The 18,607-nt window shown below is 69.1% G+C and carries 12 protein-coding genes and 1 riboswitch; of the genes, 3 read left to right on the forward strand and 9 right to left on the reverse strand.

Translation table 11 applies throughout. The features are described 5' to 3' along the window. Positions 1-70 precede the first annotated feature (70 nt). A complete protein-coding gene (locus OG247_RS29470) occupies positions 71-280 on the forward strand; it encodes an EF-hand domain-containing protein (protein WP_327255041.1) in 210 nt (69 codons plus the stop codon). A gap of 44 nt (positions 281-324) precedes the next feature. On the opposite strand, the gene OG247_RS29475 is transcribed toward OG247_RS29470, so the two are convergent. From OG247_RS29475 to OG247_RS29495, 5 genes are read right to left on the reverse strand one after another with little or no spacing between them, the layout of a single operon-like run. Beyond that, positions 325-879, reverse strand: coding sequence for a PadR family transcriptional regulator (locus OG247_RS29475; protein ID WP_327255042.1), 555 nt, complete (start codon positions 877-879; stop codon positions 325-327). A gap of 9 nt (positions 880-888) precedes the next feature. Further along, a complete protein-coding gene (locus OG247_RS29480) occupies positions 889-1,740 on the reverse strand; it encodes an energy-coupling factor ABC transporter ATP-binding protein (RefSeq protein WP_327255043.1) in 852 nt (283 codons plus the stop codon). Beyond that, positions 1,737-2,486 carry a cobalt ECF transporter T component CbiQ gene (gene cbiQ, locus OG247_RS29485; RefSeq protein ID WP_327255044.1) on the reverse strand — a complete coding sequence of 250 codons (750 nt, stop codon included), beginning with the start codon at positions 2,484-2,486 and terminating at the stop codon, positions 1,737-1,739. The genes OG247_RS29480 and cbiQ overlap by 4 nt, the downstream gene beginning before the upstream one ends. A gap of 3 nt (positions 2,487-2,489) precedes the next feature. After that, on the reverse strand, positions 2,490-2,828 hold the full coding sequence (locus OG247_RS29490) for an energy-coupling factor ABC transporter substrate-binding protein (protein WP_442813450.1): 339 nt from the start codon (positions 2,826-2,828) through the stop codon (positions 2,490-2,492). Next, a complete protein-coding gene (locus OG247_RS29495) occupies positions 2,828-3,523 on the reverse strand; it encodes an energy-coupling factor ABC transporter permease (RefSeq protein WP_327255045.1) in 696 nt (231 codons plus the stop codon). Before OG247_RS29495 ends, OG247_RS29490 begins: the two co-directional genes overlap by 1 nt. Before the next feature lie 29 nt (positions 3,524-3,552). Beyond that, positions 3,553-3,746: riboswitch (cobalamin riboswitch) on the reverse strand. A gap of 295 nt (positions 3,747-4,041) precedes the next feature. On the opposite strand from OG247_RS29495, the gene OG247_RS29500 reads away from it, so the two are divergent. After that, positions 4,042-4,767, forward strand: coding sequence for a flavodoxin family protein (locus OG247_RS29500; RefSeq protein WP_327255046.1), 726 nt, complete (start codon positions 4,042-4,044; stop codon positions 4,765-4,767). Positions 4,768-4,809: 42 nt separating this feature from the next. Here the strand turns inward: OG247_RS29500 and OG247_RS29505 are convergent, their stop codons facing one another. From OG247_RS29505 to OG247_RS29520, 4 genes are all read right to left on the reverse strand, one after another. Continuing rightward, positions 4,810-5,277 (reverse strand): AMIN-like domain-containing (lipo)protein, encoded by a 468-nt coding sequence (locus OG247_RS29505; RefSeq protein ID WP_442813667.1) that lies wholly within the window; start codon positions 5,275-5,277, stop codon positions 4,810-4,812. Positions 5,278-5,461: 184 nt separating this feature from the next. Beyond that, complete coding sequence (locus OG247_RS29510; protein ID WP_327255048.1) at positions 5,462-5,869, reverse strand: SsgA family sporulation/cell division regulator; 408 nt, start codon at positions 5,867-5,869, stop codon at positions 5,462-5,464. A 215-nt stretch (positions 5,870-6,084) separates the two neighbouring features. Further along, positions 6,085-6,399, reverse strand: a complete 315-nt coding sequence (locus OG247_RS29515; protein WP_266904246.1) for a hypothetical protein — start codon at positions 6,397-6,399, stop codon at positions 6,085-6,087. A gap of 279 nt (positions 6,400-6,678) precedes the next feature. Beyond that, a complete protein-coding gene (locus OG247_RS29520; protein WP_327255049.1) occupies positions 6,679-10,983 on the reverse strand; it encodes a ricin-type beta-trefoil lectin domain protein in 4,305 nt (1,434 codons plus the stop codon). 388 nt (positions 10,984-11,371) lie between these two features. Between OG247_RS29520 and OG247_RS29525 the strand changes: the two genes are divergently transcribed. Continuing rightward, a complete protein-coding gene (locus OG247_RS29525) occupies positions 11,372-18,580 on the forward strand; it encodes a polymorphic toxin-type HINT domain-containing protein (protein WP_327255050.1) in 7,209 nt (2,402 codons plus the stop codon). The last annotated feature ends 27 nt before the right edge of the window (positions 18,581-18,607 follow it).

The raw sequence follows: 18,607 nt of genomic DNA on the forward strand, positions 1-18,607 counted from the left end.
CGGGGCGTGAGGGGGCCGGGCATGCCGCTACCCTGAGCCGGTCAACAAGCACCAAGAAGGGGTGGACCCAGTGGCGGACATCGAGAACGCACGGACGACGTTCGGCAAGTTCGACGTGAACGGTGACGGCTTCGTCACGGCCGACGAGTTCCGTTCGGCGATGGCGGCGATGGGCGACCCCTTCGCCGGCCCGGTCGCGGAGGCCGTGATAGCGGCCAAGGACTCGAACGGCGACGGCCTGCTGAGCTTCGACGAGTTCTGGGACTCCCTGAACAAGTAAGCCCCCGCGCCGCCCCCCGGCCCCTGCCGGGCCGGGGGCGCGCGTCAGGCCTGCCGCGGCTCGGCGGCCATGCCCTCCACCTCGGCGAGGGCCTCCTCCAGCCAGCGCAGCCAGAACGTCTCCAACCCGGTTCCCGCGTGCAGCACGACACGCCGCAACCGGTCCTCGTCGGAGTCCCGGCCGGCCGGGAAATCCTTCTCCTCGATGCCCTCGTACACGGCCGACTGGGCCCGGTGCAGCTCCAGATGCCGCCGCAGCTCCGCGGCCAGCCCCTGCGGCCCCACCACCGCGGCCGCCCGGATCCGCAGCAGCAGGGGATCCCGCACCGGCTTGGGATCCTGCCGCTCCCCGACCCATCGCGCCAGCTCCCCGCTCCCGGCGGGCAGCACCTCGTACTCCTTCTTCTGCCCCCGCACGGGCCCCTCGCTGGGCAGCGCCCGGATCAGCCCGGCCTCCTCCAGCCGGCCGAGCTCGCGGTAGATCTGCTGGTGCGTCGCGGACCAGAAGTACCCGATCGACTTGTCGAACCGCCGGGTCAGCTCCAGCCCCGACGAGGGCTTCTCGAGCAGGGCGGTGAGGATGGCGTGCGGGAGCGACATGCGGCCATCCTAGATTTGCCCCCAGGCGGCCAGTGTCTGCGGATCGCGCGGTCCGGGGGCGCCCGCCGCCAGGTGGCCGTGGGCGCGCAGGAAGGCCGTCACCGCCGGGGACCACGCCGGGCGCAGGCCCGCCGAGGTGAGGAGGGGCGGGTCCGAGAGGAGGGGCTCGGCGGGGCCGAAGCGGATGCCCGCCGGGGTCAGGACCGCCGCGTCGTCGGCCCAGCGCACCGCCAGGTCCACGTCGTGGGTGGCCATGACCACCGTCGTGCCGGAGGCCCGCAGTCCCGCGAGGACGTCGAGGAGCCGCTCCTGGCCGTCCGGGTCCAGGCCGGCCGTCGGCTCGTCCAGGATCAGCACCCGCGGAGCCATCGCCACCGCCCCCGCGATCGCCGCACGCTTGCGCTGCCCGTAGGAGAGCAGGTGCGTGGGGCGGTCCCGGAGGTGCGTGATGTCCAGCGCGGCGAGGGCCGAGTCCACGCGGGCGCGGACCTCCGGAGCGGGGAGCCCCTGGTTCATCGGGCCGAAGGACACGTCCTGTTCCACCGAGGCCGCGAACAGCTGGTCGTCGGGGTCCTGCACCACCAGCTGGACGGACGTGCGCAGCCGGGTCAGGCCGGCCCGGTCGTACGAGACCTCCGTGCCGTCCAGCCGCAGCGATCCCGCGCCGGGCCGCAGGCCGCCGCTCAGCAGCCGCATCAGCGTGGTCTTGCCGCTGCCGTTGCGGCCCAGCAGGGCCAGCGCCCGGCCCGGCGCGATGGCGAAGTCGACGCCGGTCAGGACCGCCGGGCCGTCCTCGTAGGCGTAGCCCGCGCCGGACAGTTCCACCACCGGGTGGGGTGAGGGGGGCAGCGACGGGTTCACAGGGAGAGCCCCTTCAGGGTGAGGGTCAGGGTGATCAGGGACGCCAGCAGGCCGGCGGTTGCCGTCAGGAAGCGCCACGACAGGGCCGCCTCCGGTACGAGGACCCGCAGCGCCCCGTCGTAACCGCGTCCGGCCAGCCCCGCCTGGAGCTTGGCCGCGCGGTCGAAGGCCCGTACGAAGGAGGTGGCGGCGAGCCCGGCCAGGGAACGCCACACCGCCGCCCGGCCGGTGTGCCCGAGCCGGGCCGCCTGGGCCCGGCGGACCTGGGCCATGGAGTCGAGCAGCAGGAAGCCGATCCGGTACATGACCAGGGCCACGTCTACGACCGGGGCCGGCACCCCGGCCCGGACCAGCCGGGGCAGTACGTCGGAGACCGGGGTGGTGAAGGCGAACAGCAGTAGTCCGAGCGAGGCCGCCGAGGTGCGCAGCAGCAGTTCGGCGGCCAGTCGGGGGCCGTCGGGGGCCAGGGACACCGGACCCGCCGGGCCCCCGACGGCGAACAGCAGCGGCAGCGCCCCGGTGAAGCAGAAGCCGAGCGGGATCCGGAAGGCCCGCCAGAGCTGCCGGCCGGCCACCCCGGCCGGGCCGAGCAGCACGGCGAGGGTGGCGGCGGCCACCAGCGGCCCGCCCGGCCAGGGCGGCAGGCACACGGCGGTGACCGTCAGCCCGACCCCGAGCAGGGCCTTCTCCAGCGGGTGCCGACCGCGCCAGCGACTGCCGTGCGCGGCCACGTCGATCGGCAGCACCGCCTACGCCTCCGGGGCGGCGGCGGCAGCGGCGGCGGCCGCTCCTTGGCGGCGGCCCTTGCGGACGCCGAAGTAGTAGGCGAGCACGCCCGCGCCCAGCGCCGCCTGCAAGGCGAACAGCGCGGACTCGATCTCGCCGGAAGGGGGCTCGTACAGAGGGGAGAACCAGGGCTCGTAATCCGGCTTCAGCTCGGTGATCGCCACCTCGGCCTGCGCGTCGGCGCCGGCGAAGGGCTCCTCCTTGCCCTCGCCCAGCCCCAGGGCGAGCGGCAGGACGGCCAGCGCCGCCACCAGGAGCAGCAGCAGCGTGTTGATCTTCGCGTTCTTGGACATCCCGCTCATCAGGCCGCCGCCTTCTCTTCGGTACGGGCGGAGGTCAGCTTCGCGACGCCCAGCCGGACCAGGTCCGACTTGCTCGACGCCATCAGCAGCCGCATCACCAGGACGGTCAGCAGCCCCTCGCTCACGGCCAGCGGTATCTGGGTGACCGCGAAGATCCCCCCGAACTTCGCGAGCGAGCCCGGGAAACCGGAAGCCGGGTCCGGGAAGGCCATGGCGAGCTGCACGCTGGTGACGCAGTAGGTGACCAGGTCGGCGAAGAAGGCGCCGAAGAACACGGTGACCATCAGCGGGAGACCGGACTTCCGCAGCAGCCGGTAGACGGCGTAGCCCGCCCACGGGCCGGCGATGGCCATCGAGAAGACGTTGGCGCCGAGGGTGGTGAGCCCGCCGTGCGCCAGCAGCAGGGCCTGGAACAGCAGGGTGATCGTGCCGAGCACCGCCATGATCGGCGGCCGGAACAAGATCGCCCCGAGCCCGGTGCCCGTGGGGTGCGAGCAACTGCCCGTCACGGAGGGGATTTTCAGGGCGGACAGGACGAAAGTGAACGCTCCGGAAGCGCCGAGCAGCAGCGTGCTCTCCGGGTTGGCCTTCACCTCGCGGGTGAGCGAGCGGACGCCGTGGACGACGAAGGGGGCGGACACGGCGCCCCAGGCGACCGCGTGCAAAGGGGGCAGAAACCCCTCGGCTATATGCATGAGTAGGGAGACCTCTCCAGCACCTCGTGGATGGACAACGCGCCCCGGCCGGTCTCCTGGCTCACGGGTTGATGTCCATGCTCCGCCTTCCCGGGCAGCGCGGAACCTCCCGCGCAGCCCAGTGGCTTTCCCGCAGGAGTGGAGCCGGACTTCCCGATCACAGTGGCGAGGGCCGCACCGGTTTCCCACCGGTTTCCCGAACACCAAGGCCCGCTGACCCTAGTCGGCCGCGCGGACCGGTCACAACCCGCCCCGATCGCGCCGGGTGGTGACCGGATTCCGCTTGTGCGTCACGCCGTGTGCCCGTGCGGCTGCCGTCTGCCTCAATGGCCCCGCGTGGAAACGGAGTTCCACGGATCCGTGGCAGCCCGGGCCCGGCTGCCCGCTTCGGCGCGCCCTTCCGTACGGACGAACCGGCCGCGAGGTCCTCATCGCCTGCGCCGGTCGCCCGGTCGCCCGGTCGCCCGGACGGGCGCGGCCCGGTGGCGGCCGCGCCGGGCCCCGGAGAGGCTGGACGGGTGGCTACCGACACCGCGCACTCCTTCGACTACTCCGACCTCACCGCCGTCTACGTCAACTGCACGCTCAAGCGATCGCCCGAGCCCAGCAACACCGAGGGCCTGATCGACAAGAGCCGCGCGGTGATGGAGGCGGCCGGGGTCCGGACCTCGCTCATCCGGGCCGTCGACCACGACATCGCCACCGGTGTCTGGCCCGATATGACCGACCACGGCTGGGAGAGCGATCAGTGGCCGGTGCTCTACAGCCAGATCATGGACGCCGACATCCTCGTGCTGTGCGGCCCGATCTGGCTCGGGGACAACAGCTCGGTGATGAAGCAGGTCATCGAGCGGCTCTACGCCTGCTCCTCGATCCTGAACGAGCAGGGACAGTACGCCTATTACGGGCGCGTGGGCGGGGCGCTGATCACCGGGAACGAGGACGGCGTCAAGCACTGCGCCATGAACATCCTCTACAGCCTCCAGCACCTCGGCTACGCGATCCCCCCGCAGGCCGACGCCGGATGGATCGGCGAGGCCGGACCCGGGCCCTCGTACCTGGACCCCGGATCCGGCGGACCCGAGAACGACTTCACCAACCGGAACACGGCCTTCATGAGCTGGAACCTCATGCACCTGGCCGCTCTGCTCAAGCGGTCCGGCGGGATGCCGGCGCACGGCAACCAGCGCTCCCTGTGGGACGCGGGCTGCCGCTTCGACTTCCCGAACCCCGAGCACCGGTAGCCCCCGGTCCCGCCTCCCTCTTCACTCCTCCCGCCGGCGTGCTCAGCAGACGTTCGGGTGCGCGATGTCCAGGACGAAGCGCTCCGGGGCGTGCAGCTTGAACGAGGTGTAGGCGGGCTTGGTGTCGAAGGCGGCGCCGAAGGTGACGTACCCCTCGTAGTCGCCGGTCAGGGCGATGCCCTTCAGCTTGGGCAGGTAGATCTTGAGGAGTTTGGGCCCGCGGTAGACGTTGCGGCCCGCGTCGTCGTGTCCGGCGGCGGGGTGCAGGCGGATCTCCAGGAAGTACCGCCCGGGCAGCGGGACGGGCTTGCCGGATCCGTCGTAGATCAGCGACGGGACGCGGGTGACGGTGACCTCGGGTACGTATCCCTGCAGGTCGATGACCACGCGGTCGTACGTGCAGTGCCCGCCCCAGCGGGCATTGACGACGAGCGGAGTGATCGTGGTGGCGGTAGTGGTGGCGGCGGCGGTCGTGGCTGCGGCGGAGGCCGGGGCGGCGAAGGCGAGCATGGCGGAGAGCAGTGCGCCCAACCCCAGTGCGGTGGCCTGCCGGCGGCGTGGACGGTTCATGGCGTCCCCTCGATTCCGAGAGACGGGGAACGGTGTCACCCGTGAAGACGCGCCCGCTACGGTCGTGGTTGCACCGGGTTCGCCGCGTTCGCCGGGCTCACCCGGTTGATCGCGTTTACCCGGTTCAGCTGGGCAGGAGGGCGCTCAGCTCGGCGTCGAGGTCGTAGTACCGGTGCTCCTGGCCGCGCGGCACCAGCTCGGTCATCCGGCGGCACAGCTCCCGTACGTCTTTGGCCCGGGCGGACACCACGCACGACTGCTCGCCGTTGCTGAAGGCGAGGAAGACGCGCGGCTCGGTGCCCTTCCAGCGCGGCCACACCTGTATGTCGCCCTCGCCGGTGGCGCAGATCTGGCCGTCGAGCAGCAGTTCCCGGGAGAAGACCCAGCGCGCGAGGTGCATCCCGGCACCCTCGAAGTCGAGGGAGATCTCGTACGGCCGCTCGGTGCGGTACACGAAGACGCCCCGCACCGGGACGGGCGCGGTCGCGGCCTCGAGCCGGAGCGGCAGGACGCGGTGTTCGGTGCCGGTCATGCGGGCGCCTCTCTCTCGGGTGGGGTCTCGCCGACGCACGCGCGACATGCCCACTCGGGCAAGCTAGCCCACCCCCGGACCGCTTTTCCGCTGCCGAAGGTCCCGTACGGCCGGGCCGCTCGGCCCTACTTCGCCCGATGCGCCGAGCCCCGCCCTCCGGGGGGAGGGCGGGGCTCGGCGGACCTGTGCGACCGGGGCGGGGGCCCCGGCCGGCACTACGGGAGCGGGTTGTAGATGAAGGACTCGTGCGCGTTGGACTGGCCGATCGCGGTGAAGCCCGAACCGTTGGCCTGGGCGCCGTTGTTCTGGTTCGAGGCGCCGAAGCCCGAGGCGACCTGCTGGGCGGTGGAGGAGTTCCCGAGGTTGCTGCCGCCGACCCCGCTGCCGAGGACGCCGGCGAGGGCCGCGTTCGACGCGGTCCCTGCCGCACCGGCCCCGTTGTCGGCCTGGGCGACGCCCGAGAGGAGCGCGAAGGCGAGGGGGAGCGATGCGGCGGCCGCCATCACGCGGATGCTGCGGGTGCTTGCCATGATTCAAGTCCTCCAGATAAGCAAAACGGCTGTGGTCCAAGACGGTTGGCCGAACCGCCGGGGGTGTGGACGCGACGTCGTGTGCCCACCCTGGCGCAGGTGATCATCAAGAAACCAGCCCAGACTGCCTTGTTCCCCCTCAAGCGTGATCAACTCACCGCCAAACCTCACATCACACCCAATCTCGAACGAAGTTACTGGCGTAACCCACCCATGCGGAGGCGGCCGCCCCTCCCGGATGGGAGGAGCGGCCGCCGTCGTGCCGGAACTGCTGCCGAGTCAGGCTGCCGCGTCGTAACTCGGCACGGGCAGCGGCGCGGTGGCCAGGGCGGTGACGGACCAGCGCTGCGGGTCCGTCTGGTTGCAGTCCCAGAGCTGGAGCTGGATCCCGTTCGTCGTGTCACCGCCGTTCAGGTCGAGACAGCGACCGGAGACCGTGTTGTAGAGGCTGCCGTCGGCGCGGGGCAGGAACTGCTGCGCCGGGTGGTTGTGGCAGTCGACGGCCTGGATCGGCGTGCCGTTGCCGGTACCGGCGTCCTTGGCGTCCATGCACTTGCCCTGGATGCGCACGGTGCCGTCGGCCCGGACCTCGAACTGCTGGGCGAGGCCCCCGCTGATCTCGTTGCAGTCCCAGATCTGCACCGTGCTGCCGTCGGAGGCCAGGTCCGCGCACTTGGCACCCCTCGCGGTCAGCGAGATCTTGGTGGTCGCGCCGGTGGCGGTGGGGGCGGCCGCGTAGGGGTAGGCGGCGAAGTTGCTGATGCCGCCGACGAAGGTGCCGAAGTAGTCCGGCTGCCCGTTGACCTTGTACCGGCCCAGGACCAGCGGTCCGGTCGGCGCCGGACTGGCGGCGGCCGCGTGGTTGCCGCTCGCGGCGAGGACGCCGTTGACGTACAGACTCATCAGGCCGGTCTCGGCGTTGTAGACGGCGGACAGACGGGTCCAGGTGTTCGCCTGGAACCGGGCCGCGTCGTTGACCTTGTCGGACCAGTCGTACGCCCAGCCGTCCACGTCGCCCCTGGCCATGGCGAACCTCCAGGAGGAGGTGGCCGCGTCGGCGTAGAGGGTGAAGGCACTGTTGCGCGTGTTGTCCTGGCTCGCGATCAGGCCGCCGTTCGGGCCGGCCTTGGCCCAGGTGCTGAGGGTGAAGCTCTTGCGGGTGTCGATGGAAGCACCGGTGGCGGTGATCGTCGCCTGGGCACCGTTGAACGCCGCGTACGAGGTGCTACGGCCGTCGATGGTCTCGGCGGCGGGGAAGGTGACGCCCGCGATGGTGGCGGGGGTCTTGTTGCCGTCGGCGCTGGGGGTCTTGCCTGCGGTCGCCGTGTTCAGCTTCCACTGGTGGGTGGGGGTGTTGAGGTTGCCCTGGAGGGTGAAGGTGGGGGCGATGCCGGTGACGGTGGGGTAGAGGATGCTCGTGCCGTTGGGGGCGATGCCCACGCCGTTGAACGCGACGAGCTGCTGTTCCTTGTCGACGGCCCAGAGGTCGGGGATGTTGTCGCCGGTGAGGTCGCCGTCGGAGCCGACGCGCGGGTAGCGGGCGGGGTCGATCTTGCCGGTGATGAGGCCCGCGGCGGGGTTGGTGGCGGCGGTCAGGACCGGGGCCTCGGGGGTGCCGCCGGTGATGGCGAAGGCGTGCAGGGTGCCGCCGTCGGTCTTGTTGCGGGCCCACAGGGTCGCGAAGTTGGTGCCCTTGGCGCGGCCCGGGGTGAGCAGCTCGTAGCCGTCCCACTTGGTGTCGTTGGCGGAGATCAGGATCGCCGGCGAGTCGAGCTGGTGGGTGGCGCCGGGGATGGCGAGCCACAGGCGCCCGTTCTCCACGAAGAGGAGGGAGCTCTGGGGCAGGGAGTTCGGGAGTCCGGCCTTGCTGTCTCCGGTGACGGAGCCGTAGGCGGCGATCTGGGTGACGTTGGTCCAGTTCGCGGTGGAGAAGCCGTGGGCGGCGCAGTCGATGGGGGTGAAGTCGGTCTTGGCGCAGGCGTTGGGCTTGGCGACGTTGATGGGTGCCTGGCCGTCGACGAGGCCGGTGTTGTTGTTGGTGAAGTTGTAGAGGTTGGGCTTGCCCGGTTCGTGGGCGAGGAGGTCGTCGACGTTCTTGTTGCCGAGGCTGCCGCGGTGGGTGAGCTGGATGCCGTTCCAGCCGTTGCCGCTCACGCTGGAGCGGGCGAGGGCCACGGGTGAGGCGGCGGGGTCGCCGCCGCCGTTGATCTGGCGGATGTTGCCGGCGGAGTCGGCGAGGACGACGTCGGCCTTCTTGTCACCGTTGATGTCGCCGAAGATCGGCGCGGGGCTGTTCGGGTTCGACGGGACGTAGAAGCTGTGGACGACGGGCTGGGACATGTTGCCCGCGTTGTCCTGCGTCTGGAGGTACAGGTAGTTCGTGCCCCAGGCCTGCGGGGTGAACTTCACGGTTGCCTTGCCGGCCGTGAAGGTCTTTACGATCCGGGGGTCGGAGTCGGTGCACTTCCAGTCGGAAGCCGCCTTCACCGGGTCCGTCGTCCAGCGGGCGCAGGCCAGGCCCGAGCTACGGGTGCTGCCGTTGGTCGGGGTGTTGTCCGCACCGGCGAGGGTGAAGCTGCCCTCTTCGCCGACGCGCTTGGGGTGACCGCCGGTGGTACCGGAGGCCGGGAAGTCGGTCGAGGCCACCGACGCGGAGGGCGAACTCCGGTCGACGAAGAAGTAGCAGCGCTCGCTGTCGGCGCTCCACAGGGTGTCGTCCTGCGTGTTCGCGAACCAGTAGTACTTGTGCCCGTCCTTCAGGGCCCCGAAGTGGGCCGTGACATCACCGGAAGAGCTGTTCCAGCCGGTGTTGACGTACTGGGCGCTGCCGTTGTCGTCCTCGTCCACGAGCGCGAAGTTCGTCTGGAGCAGGCGCCCCGTGAGCGACTGGGTGAAGACCTTCACCGAGGTGTCGGAGTTGAGGCCGACCCAGCCCGGGTTGTCCCAGGGGTTCACGGCGCCGGCGGTGCGGCAGGCGGCGTAGGTGTCGGTGGCGGCGAAACCGGGGGTGGGTTCGGTGCGCGGGTTGCTGATGGTCGGACGGATGTCGTACGTGACCGTGACGCGCGGGCTGTTGCTGAACCGCTGCCGGTAGTACATGTTGCCTTCGTCGTCCGGCGCGAAACCGAACGTGAAGTGGGGCCACTTGTCGCGGGCGGCGTTCCGCATCTGGGTGGTGACGTCGTACTGGACGTCACCCGTTCCCGAGATGTTGATGCCGCCGATCTTGACGCAGTTGCCGCCCATGCGCGAGTTCTTGTCGCAGGGCTGGTTGTTCCACGTGGTCGGGTTGTTGATGGGACCGGTCTGATACAGGCCCATCGGCGTGGACGTGCTGGGGCTGGAGGAGGAGACGACGGTGGCGTGGAGCCGGGCGTCGAGAACCTCGGTGTCGTAGATCGTCGAACTGATCCCGACCTGGAAGTACGCGCGCTCGCGGCCCTTGCGGGTGCAGGTGGAGTACCCGCAGTAGCCGGCGGCCGGGGTGTTCTGGCCGTCCGCGGTGCCGTTGAACTCGTTGGTGTCCGGGTAGGCCTCCTGCACCTGTGACCAGGCGCGCGTGGCGTTGTTCACCGAGGGGTTGACGCCGGGGTCGATGTACCAGGGGCCGGCGCCCTGGCCGAGGAGCGAGGTGTCGGGGATCAGGTCGATGCCGGTGGCATCGGCCTTGACGCCGATGGGCTTGACGTTGGCGGTGTCGCCGGGGGCGTCTGCGCTGGAGGCGATGACCCGGTCGGCGGCGGCCGGCGCCGACGGCGGGGCGTCGGTGCCGCTCGCGGCCGCGGACTTGCCGCTCTTGCTGCTCTTGCTGCTGCCCTGCGGGGCGGACGCTGCCTCGGGGAGGGGCTTCTTCGTGGAGTCCCACATGAAGGAGGTGGGGCTGGTGAAGCGGGCCTTGCCCTGGGCGTCGTTGAAGCTGATGTTGCCCGCGGCGTCGGCGGTGGTCTTCAGTCCCGGGGCGTCGACACCGAGGCGGATCTTCTTCAGCGCCGGGTTCGCGGCGGCCTGCGCGGTGTGGACGATCAGGACCTGGCTCCAGCCGCCGAGCTGGGTGGCGGTCAGGCGCAGGTCGACGTCGGGCAGGACGTTCTTGTAGAGGGCGTCGTTGCCGTCGAGGACCGGCTTGGGCAGCTTGAAGGGCGTCTTGAAGGCCAGCTTCTTGCCGTCGGCCGTGGTCATCGTCGCCATCGGCCCGCTGCCGCCACCGGAGATGCTCAACGGGGAAGGAACGGCCGCCGGGGATATCGTCCCGTCGGCGTTGACCCGGAGCGTGGTGTCGATCGCCCGCCACGACCCGTTCGCCTGCTTCACCCGCTCCGGAGAGGCCGTGGCATCCGTGGTGAGCGTGCCGCCGGGGTTGGCGAACGTCTGAGAGTCGGCAGTGGTCAGACCCTCGATCGCCACCGGCTTTCCGGTGCGCTTGGCCTGCGCCAGCGCGGCTTCCACCGCCTTCTGCTGGGCGGTGGGCTCGGCCTTGGAGGCGGGCTTCGGCACGGGACTCGGCGAGCCGGCCGCGAAGGCACTTGGAGCGGTGATCAGTCCTGCCCCCAGGGACAGCACCACGGCGCCTGCCGCGGGAAGCATCGCGGCTGCGGATGCCCGCCGACGACGGAGGGCCCCCGGCCTGGGATCAAGGGATGGAGAAGACGGCCTCATGGGCAGAGGTCCTCGCTATGCGCGTCGGTGAACGAAGGTCACGCGCACGTTCCTTGCTGGCCGAAAGTCTGTCAAAAGAAGCGCCAGGCAATATGTCGGATTCGCGGGAATAAACATCGCGTTGGCTGGCAAGTGACATTGATCATGTAAGGGAATGCTAAAGAAAATCTGTACGAAGGAATGCCCCTCTCCTTAGGGTGCCGCTGTCCGAACTGTGTCTGAAGCGGACCTTGTCATTCCTTTTCATGGGGGGATTTTGTTGTCTCGTCAGGGTGGTTTGCATTCGCGTGCGCGCGCGATGCGACCACGTGTTGCGATGGTCGCCGTGCTTGCGGTGTTCATCTCCGGCCTGGGCTTGCCCGCGGTCGAAGCGGTGGCGAAGCCGCCGAAGGTGTGGGTGCCGCCGAATACGGCGCTCCCGCAGACCAAGCCCGTCAAGGGTTCAAATGCCAAGCCTGTCAACGCCAAGGCTCCGGCCGGCAAGGCGTGGAAGCCGGACGCGAAGGCGAAGGCCCCGTCCGGTTCGGCGACCGTTCCGCTCAATGCGGCGGGGACGTCGGCGACCGCGGGCGGCGGCAAGTCGGTTCAGGCCGGCTCTTTGCCCGTGTGGGTTGCTCCCGCCAAGGGCCCGAACCGTTCCGCAAAACTTTCGGAACTCGCCACCTCGGGTTCCGGTTCCGGTGAGGGTTCGCTTCGGGTGGAGGTGAAGGACGAGGCGAAGACGCGTGCGGCTGGTGTCGGGGGCGTCCTCGTCGCTCTGACCGATGCGGCGGGCAGCGCTGCTTCGGGCAAGGTCCAGGTTGGTTTCGACGTCTCGGCGTTGGCTAAAACCACCGGTGCCAACTGGGGCGACCGTGCGCGTGTCGTCCGCCTTCCCGACTGTGCGCTGACGACTCCTGGCGCGAAGGGCTGCACGGCCCGTACGCCGGTCGCTTCCCACAAGGACGCCTCGGGCCGTCTGGTCGCGGAGATCGACGCCCCCAAGACGAAGGCGACTGCCTTCAAGTCGGCTCCGTCGGATGCTCCGCAGATGCTGGCGTCGCAGGCGGTTGCGCTTGCGGTGGAGGCGGGTCCGTCGGGTGCGAGTGGTGACTTCACCGCGACGCCGATTGCGCCGTCGATGTCGTGGCAGGCCGGTGCGAATGCCGCGAACTTCACCTACGGCTACACCGTCGAGGTTCCGTCCTCCATTGCCGGCGCGGGTCCGGACGTGGGCCTGGGCTACGACTCGTCCTCCATCGATGGCCGTACGGCGTCGACGAACGCGCAGGCGTCCGGTTTCGGTGAGGGCTGGGACTGGAGTCCGGGCTCGATCTCCCGTACTTACAAGGGCTGCAAAGACGCGGGGATCGCGGAGTCGGGTGACGAGTGCTGGGCCGGGGACATCCTGTCCCTGAACCTCGCCGGCCACGCCGGCCAGATCGTCCGCGACGACACCTCGTGCGTGTATCACCTTCAGGGTGAGGACGGCACAAAGATCGAGCGGCTGACCGGGCAGCGCAACGCGGCCTGGAAGGGCGAGGGTTTCAAGGTCACCACGACCGACGGGACCCAGTACTACTTCGGCTCCAACCGCCTGCCCGGCGGGGATGGCACCGACCCGGAGGCCAAGTCGGTCTCCACGGTCCCGGTGTATTTCAACAGTGGTCAGGACAAGTGCCTGGGTGCTGAGACTCCGGCGAACGGTACGTGGCAGCAGCTGGGCTGGCAGTGGAACCTCGACTACGTCGTGGACCCGCACCAGAACCTGGTCTCCTACCGCTACGAGCAGGAAGACAACTTCTACGGGCGTGGTGGCGGCCAGAACGGCGGCACCGGCACCAACACGAAGTACCAGCGCGGCTCCTACCCGACCTGGATCGGCTACGGCCAGCGTCTGCCGGAGCAGATCACGGCGAAGGGCCTGGCGAAGCCGGCCGTCCAGATCAACATCAAGAACGCCGAACGCTGCGTCGTGATCGGGACCGTCACCTGCACGGACACCGCTCAGCGTGTGAAGGCGAACGCCGCTTCCTGGCCCGACACTCCCATCGACCAGGAATGCCCGGCCACCGGTCAGTGCCTGAACCTCTCGCCGACCTATTTCACGACGAAGAAGTTCACCCAGATCGCCAGTCAGGTCTGGACGGGCACGGCGTGGCGCACGGTCGACTGGTACGACCTCAAGCAGTCCTTCCAGGACCCGGGTGACGGCACGTCCCCGACCTTGTGGCTCGACTCGATCCAGCGCAACGCCAGCAACAGCAAGACCGCGATCAAGCTCCCCGCGGTCCTGTTCCAGGCGACGCAGTTCCCCAACCGTGTCGACGGCGTCGTCCGCCGCCCCGACGGTACGGACGCTTCGGCTCCGAGCTATCGGCGTCCGCGGATCCAGACGATCACCACCGAAACCGGTGGCCAGATCAATGTCGCCTACAAGGCACCGGAGTGCTCGCGTCTCGCGGGGACGATGCCGTCCTCGGAGGACGGCAACACGATGGCCTGCATGCCGGTCAAGTGGTACTTGCCCGGCCAGTCCTTCGCCGACCCCGTCAACGACTGGTTCAACAAGGTCGTCGTCCAGTCCGTCACCCAGCAGGACAAGGTCGGCGGCCAGGTCTCCACCGTCACCGACTACGAGTACGGCGGCGGCATCGCCTGGCACCGCAACGACTCCGAGTTCGCCGACCCCAAGACCCGCACCTGGGACCAGTTCCGCGGCTTCAGCACGGTGACGACCCGCACGGGCAGCGGCAACGCGAGCGAAGCCCCGCGAACGAAGAACGTTTCGACGTATCTCCGCGGTATGGACGGCGACGTCCTCGCCAACGGCACCAAGCGCACCGTCAACGTCCTCGACGCACAGGGCGGGACGATCAAGGACGAAGAAGTCCTGTCCGGCTTCGTCCGCCAGACCCAGACCTACGACCGCGACGGCGTCGACGGAACCGTCATCGGGGACGAGGTCACCACACCGTGGCTCGGCCCGGTCACCGCGACCCGCGCCCAGTCCGCCGGCATGCCGCCGATCACGGCCCGTGCGGTGAACACCGCCAAGGTCACCACCCGGGCGAAGCTCGCCAGCGGCAGCTGGCGCACGAGCGAGCGCTCGTCGACGTACGACACCACGCTCGTCACCCGGCCCCTCCAGGTCGACGACAACAGCGACATCTCCCGCACGGACCAGCGTCTGTGCACCACGTTCGAGTACCCGACCGGCCCGGGCGGCGCGGTCACGGAGCTCGCTTCCCGCACGCTGGTCATTTCCGGTGTCTGCGGGCAGACGCCGACGGCGGCCAACACCGTCGGTGACACCCGCTCGTACTTCGACGGTCTGCCCTACGGCCAGGTCGGAGCGACGGCGGACGGCACGGGTACCGAGGTCCTGGAGAAGTACGACGGCACCGGCAAGCCGGTCTACCGCCTCAACTCCACCTCCACCTACGACACCTACGGCCGCGTCACCAGCAACACCAACAAGGTCCGCACCGACACCGCCCACCCCGGCGGCGCAGTCACCACGACCGAGTACGCGCCGGCCACGGGTGTCCTGCCCGACAAGGTGACCCACACCAACCCGCTGGGCTGGAAGTCCACGACGACCCTCGACATCGGCCGCTCGCAGCCGCTGAAGACCACCGACGAGAACAACCACGTCGCCGAACGCGAGTACGACGCCCTCGGTCGGGTCGTCTCGATCTGGCAGCCCGGCCAGGAACGCGCGAACAGCGCTCTCCCGGTGCGCAAGTTCTCGTACACGATGAACGGCACGAACGCGCCGTCCGCCGTTCTGAGCCAGGCGCTCATGAACGACAACTCCTACACGTCCTCGTATTCGATCTACGACGGTCTCGGCCGGGTCCGCCAGACCCAGGCCAGCGCTCCTTCGGGTGTGGCCGGCCGGATGATCACGGACGCGCTGTTCGACTCCCACGGCTGGCAGGTCAAGACCAGCGCCGCCTACTACACCGACCAGGGCGCGCCTTCCGCTGCCGTGTTCCTGCCCAACGGCGGGGTCCAGCCCGACAGCAAGATCCCGGCCCAGACCGTCTCCGTCTTCGACGGCCTCGGCCGCGTCGCCGCTTCCGTCTCGCAGTCCTTCGGTGTGGAGCAGTCCCGCACCAAGACCGAATACCCGGGCGTGGACGAGACCCGTACGACCCCGCCGGCCGGTGGGTTCGCCACGGCAAAGATCACCAACGGCACCACCTCGATCCTGCGCCAGTACAAGGCCAACACCCCGACCGGTGCGTACGACGACACGACCTACGTGTCCAACCCCCAGGGCCAGGAGCTGTCGCGGAAGGACTCCGCCGGCAACGAGTGGACCTTCACCTACGACCTCCTCGGCCGCGTGGTGAAGACCACCGACCCCGACTCGGGCACCAGCACCACGGCCTACGACGACAAGAAGATCCTCGTCGTCTCCACCGACGCCCGTCTCAAGAGCGCCACCACGGTGGCTGACATCCTCGGTCGTCCCGTGGCGACGTACGAGGGTACGGCCGTCGACCCGGCGAAGCAGATCGCCGCGTTCACGTACGACACCAAGGCGCTGGGCAAGCCCGACACCACCACCCGTTACGTGGGCGGCAAGACGGGCAGTGCGTACGTCACCGAGGTGACCGGTTACGACGGCGGCTACCGCTCCCTCGGCACCAAGGTCACCATCCCGGCGGCGGAGAGGGAACTCGCCGGTACGTACGAGACGACCAACACCTACGACGCCTACGGGCAGCTGAAGACGACCGCCCTGCCCGGCATCTCCAAGGCGGGCCTCGGCGTCGAGACGCTGACGTACGGTACCGACGTCGCGGGCAACCTGACCTCACTCGGCGGCAAGATCGGTCTCGCCCGGACCCCGTACCTCGTGGACATGCGCTACGACCCCTACGGCCGTCCGATCCGCACGACCGTCGGCGACACCGGCATGCAGGTCGTCTCCACAGCCGACTACGACGCAGGCACCGGCCGCGCGGTCCGCTCCACGCTCGACAAGCAGACCGCCGCAACGGCCAGCGTGGATGTCCTGGACTACACGTACAACAAGGCCGGTGTGATCACCTCGATCGGTGACACCCAGGATGGCACCGGCCGTGACCTGCAGTGCTTCACGCACGACTACCTCGGGCGCCTGACCCAGGCCTGGACCGACACCGGTACCCAGACCACGGCTCCCGCGCCCAGCGTGCGCGGCATCGGCGGCTGCACCAACAGCGCCGGCCCCGCCGTCGACGGCACCGGCAAGCCCAGTGTGGGTGGTACCGCTCCGTACTGGCAGCAGTACGAGTACGACGCGATGGGCAACCGCAAGAAGCTGGTGAGGAAGGACGTCACCGGCAACGCGGCCAAGGACGTCACGATCACCCAGACGTTCGGCCCGAAGAACAACGCCCCCTCCACCGACCCGCAGACGGGCGGGGGCACGGGCGGTCCGCACGCGCTGATGTCCTCGACCGAGACCGGCCCGTCCGGAACCAAGGTCACCTCCTACACCTACGACGCTGCCGGTAATACGGCGTCCATCACCAGTACTCCCGGCACCAGGTCCCTGACCTGGAACGGCCAGGGCAAGCTGGACAAGGTCATCGGTACCGGTGAGAGCGCCGGTACCAGCTACCTGTACGACACGGGCGGCAACCAGCTCATCCGCCGCGACGCCGCCAGCACCACGCTCACCCTCGGCGCCGACCAGATCACCCTGGACACCGCCAGCGGCAAGGTCTCCAACGTCCGCACGTACGGCATGCCCGGCGGCCTGACCGTCACCCGCACCACCAGCACCACCAGCGGCTCCGCGCTGACCTACCAGAGCTCGGACCACCACGGCACCGGCGGAGTCCAGCTCAAGGCCTCCGACCTCAGCCACGTCCGACGCGCGAGCGACCCGTTCGGCAACGAACGCGGCACCCAGCCCGCCCCGGGCGCCTGGGCCGGAGACAAGGGATTCGTCGGCGGCACCAAGGAGAAATCCACCGGCTTCACCCTCCTCGGCGCCCGCGAATACGACCCCACCACCGGCCGCTTCATCAGCCCCGACCCCGTCATCAACGCGAGCAACCCACAGCAGTGGAACGCGTACGCCTACTCCGAGAACAACCCCGTCAACAAGTCCGATGCTTCGGGCTTGGAGAGCTGTTTCGGAGCCGGCTACTGCTCGGGCAGCAACGGCTCGGACCTCGGGTCCACGTACGACCCGGAGTGGTACGACAAGCACCCGGGAAAGACCGACGACGGCCCGTCGGACACAGAGCTCAAGACGGCCACGAAGAAGGTCTCCGACGCCAAGAAGAAGCGCGACAAGCTGATCGACGAAGTCATCGACGTGGTCGGTGACCTGATCGGATACAACGACGCCCGGGACTGCTTCACCAAGGGCGACGTGATGGCGTGCATCAACACGGCCCTGAACTTCGTCCCCTGGGGCAAGCTCGTCAAGGCCGTCAAGGTCGGCATCAAGGCCTTCAAGATCTACAAGGAGATGAACAAGGCCTACGACGCCATCCACGAAGCCGAACGCGGAGCCTCCAAGGCCGCCGAGGCCTACAGCACGGCGAAAAAGGCCTTCAAGGAAGCGCGCGACGCCGAAGCCAAGGCAGCCAAATCCGCATCGGAGAAAGCCGCCAAGGAATCCGCAAGCGACAGTGCCGGAACAGAAGCCAAGGCAGTGGCGGACGAAGCCGATGCCGCGAAGGCCGATGGTGGTGACGCCGCGCAGTCCGATGGCGGTTCGGCGCCGGACTCCTCCTCAGGTCCGTCCTGCAAGAAGAGGAACAGCTTCCCCACCGGCACCCGGATCCTGATGGGCGACGGCAGCACGAAGGCGATCGAGGACGTCAGCGTCGGCGACACCGTGATGGCCACGGACCCCCAGACGGGCGAAACCCGCCCCAAGAAGGTCATCGGCACCATCACCACCCCCGACGACAAGGAATTCACCGACCTCACCCTCACCGACGAGGCCGGCCCCCGCGGACCGCCCGCGAAGATCACTTCCACCTCTCACCACCCCTACTGGAGCGAAACCCGCCACCAGTGGATCGACGCCGGCGACCTCAAGGTCGGCGAGCAGCTCCGCCAGCCCAACGGCACGACCCTCACGGTGAATGCCGGCCGTAGTTACCGCCACGCCGTCACCACCCACAACTTCACCGTCGACGACTTCCACACGTACTACGTCATCGTGGGGAAGACGCCGGTCCTCGTGCACAACTCGGGTATTGCATCCCTTGATGACCTGAGAGGCGGATTGTTCTTCAGTACGGTGCTGCAGACCGTCCACGGTGACATAGACATCGGCGCCTTTGTCGACATTGATGGAACGACCCTCAAGCTGGAAAATATCTCCATCTATGGCGCAGATGGTGATCTTGAGCGGGGTTCCGTTGGTCCGCGTGACTTCCTGGCTCTGAGGCGCAAGGTTATTTCGGCAGCCGCCAACCAAGGATTTACGACCCTTAAGATCAACTGGATGCGTACCAGTGAAGGCCCGGAGAACGGTCATACCGGCGAATGGAACATCGACCTGCCCAAGCCGGACTGCTGAGAACGAATCGAAGGATTGGTAGGGTTG

The sequence above is a fragment of the Streptomyces sp. NBC_01244 genome (assembly GCF_035987325.1).
Classification (GTDB): domain Bacteria; phylum Actinomycetota; class Actinomycetes; order Streptomycetales; family Streptomycetaceae; genus Streptomyces.

Bases quoted from the DNA above. Each gene is read 5' to 3' on its own strand.
- OG247_RS29475 (WP_327255042.1), bottom strand. From the start codon at position 879: ATGTCGCTCCCGCACGCCATCCTCACCGCCCTGCTCGAGAAGCCCTCG.
- OG247_RS29515 (WP_266904246.1), bottom strand. From the start codon at position 6,399: ATGGCAAGCACCCGCAGCATCCGCGTGATGGCGGCCGCCGCATCGCTC.
- OG247_RS29510 (WP_327255048.1), bottom strand. From the start codon at position 5,869: ATGACCGGCACCGAACACCGCGTCCTGCCGCTCCGGCTCGAGGCCGCG.
- OG247_RS29495 (WP_327255045.1), bottom strand. From the start codon at position 3,523: ATGCATATAGCCGAGGGGTTTCTGCCCCCTTTGCACGCGGTCGCCTGG.
- OG247_RS29520 (WP_327255049.1), bottom strand. From the start codon at position 10,983: ATGCTTCCCGCGGCAGGCGCCGTGGTGCTGTCCCTGGGGGCAGGACTG.
- OG247_RS29525 (WP_327255050.1), top strand. From the start codon at position 11,372: ATGGTCGCCGTGCTTGCGGTGTTCATCTCCGGCCTGGGCTTGCCCGCG.
- OG247_RS29505 (WP_442813667.1), bottom strand. From the start codon at position 5,277: ATGCTCGCCTTCGCCGCCCCGGCCTCCGCCGCAGCCACGACCGCCGCC.
- OG247_RS29490 (WP_442813450.1), bottom strand. From the start codon at position 2,828: ATGAGCGGGATGTCCAAGAACGCGAAGATCAACACGCTGCTGCTGCTC.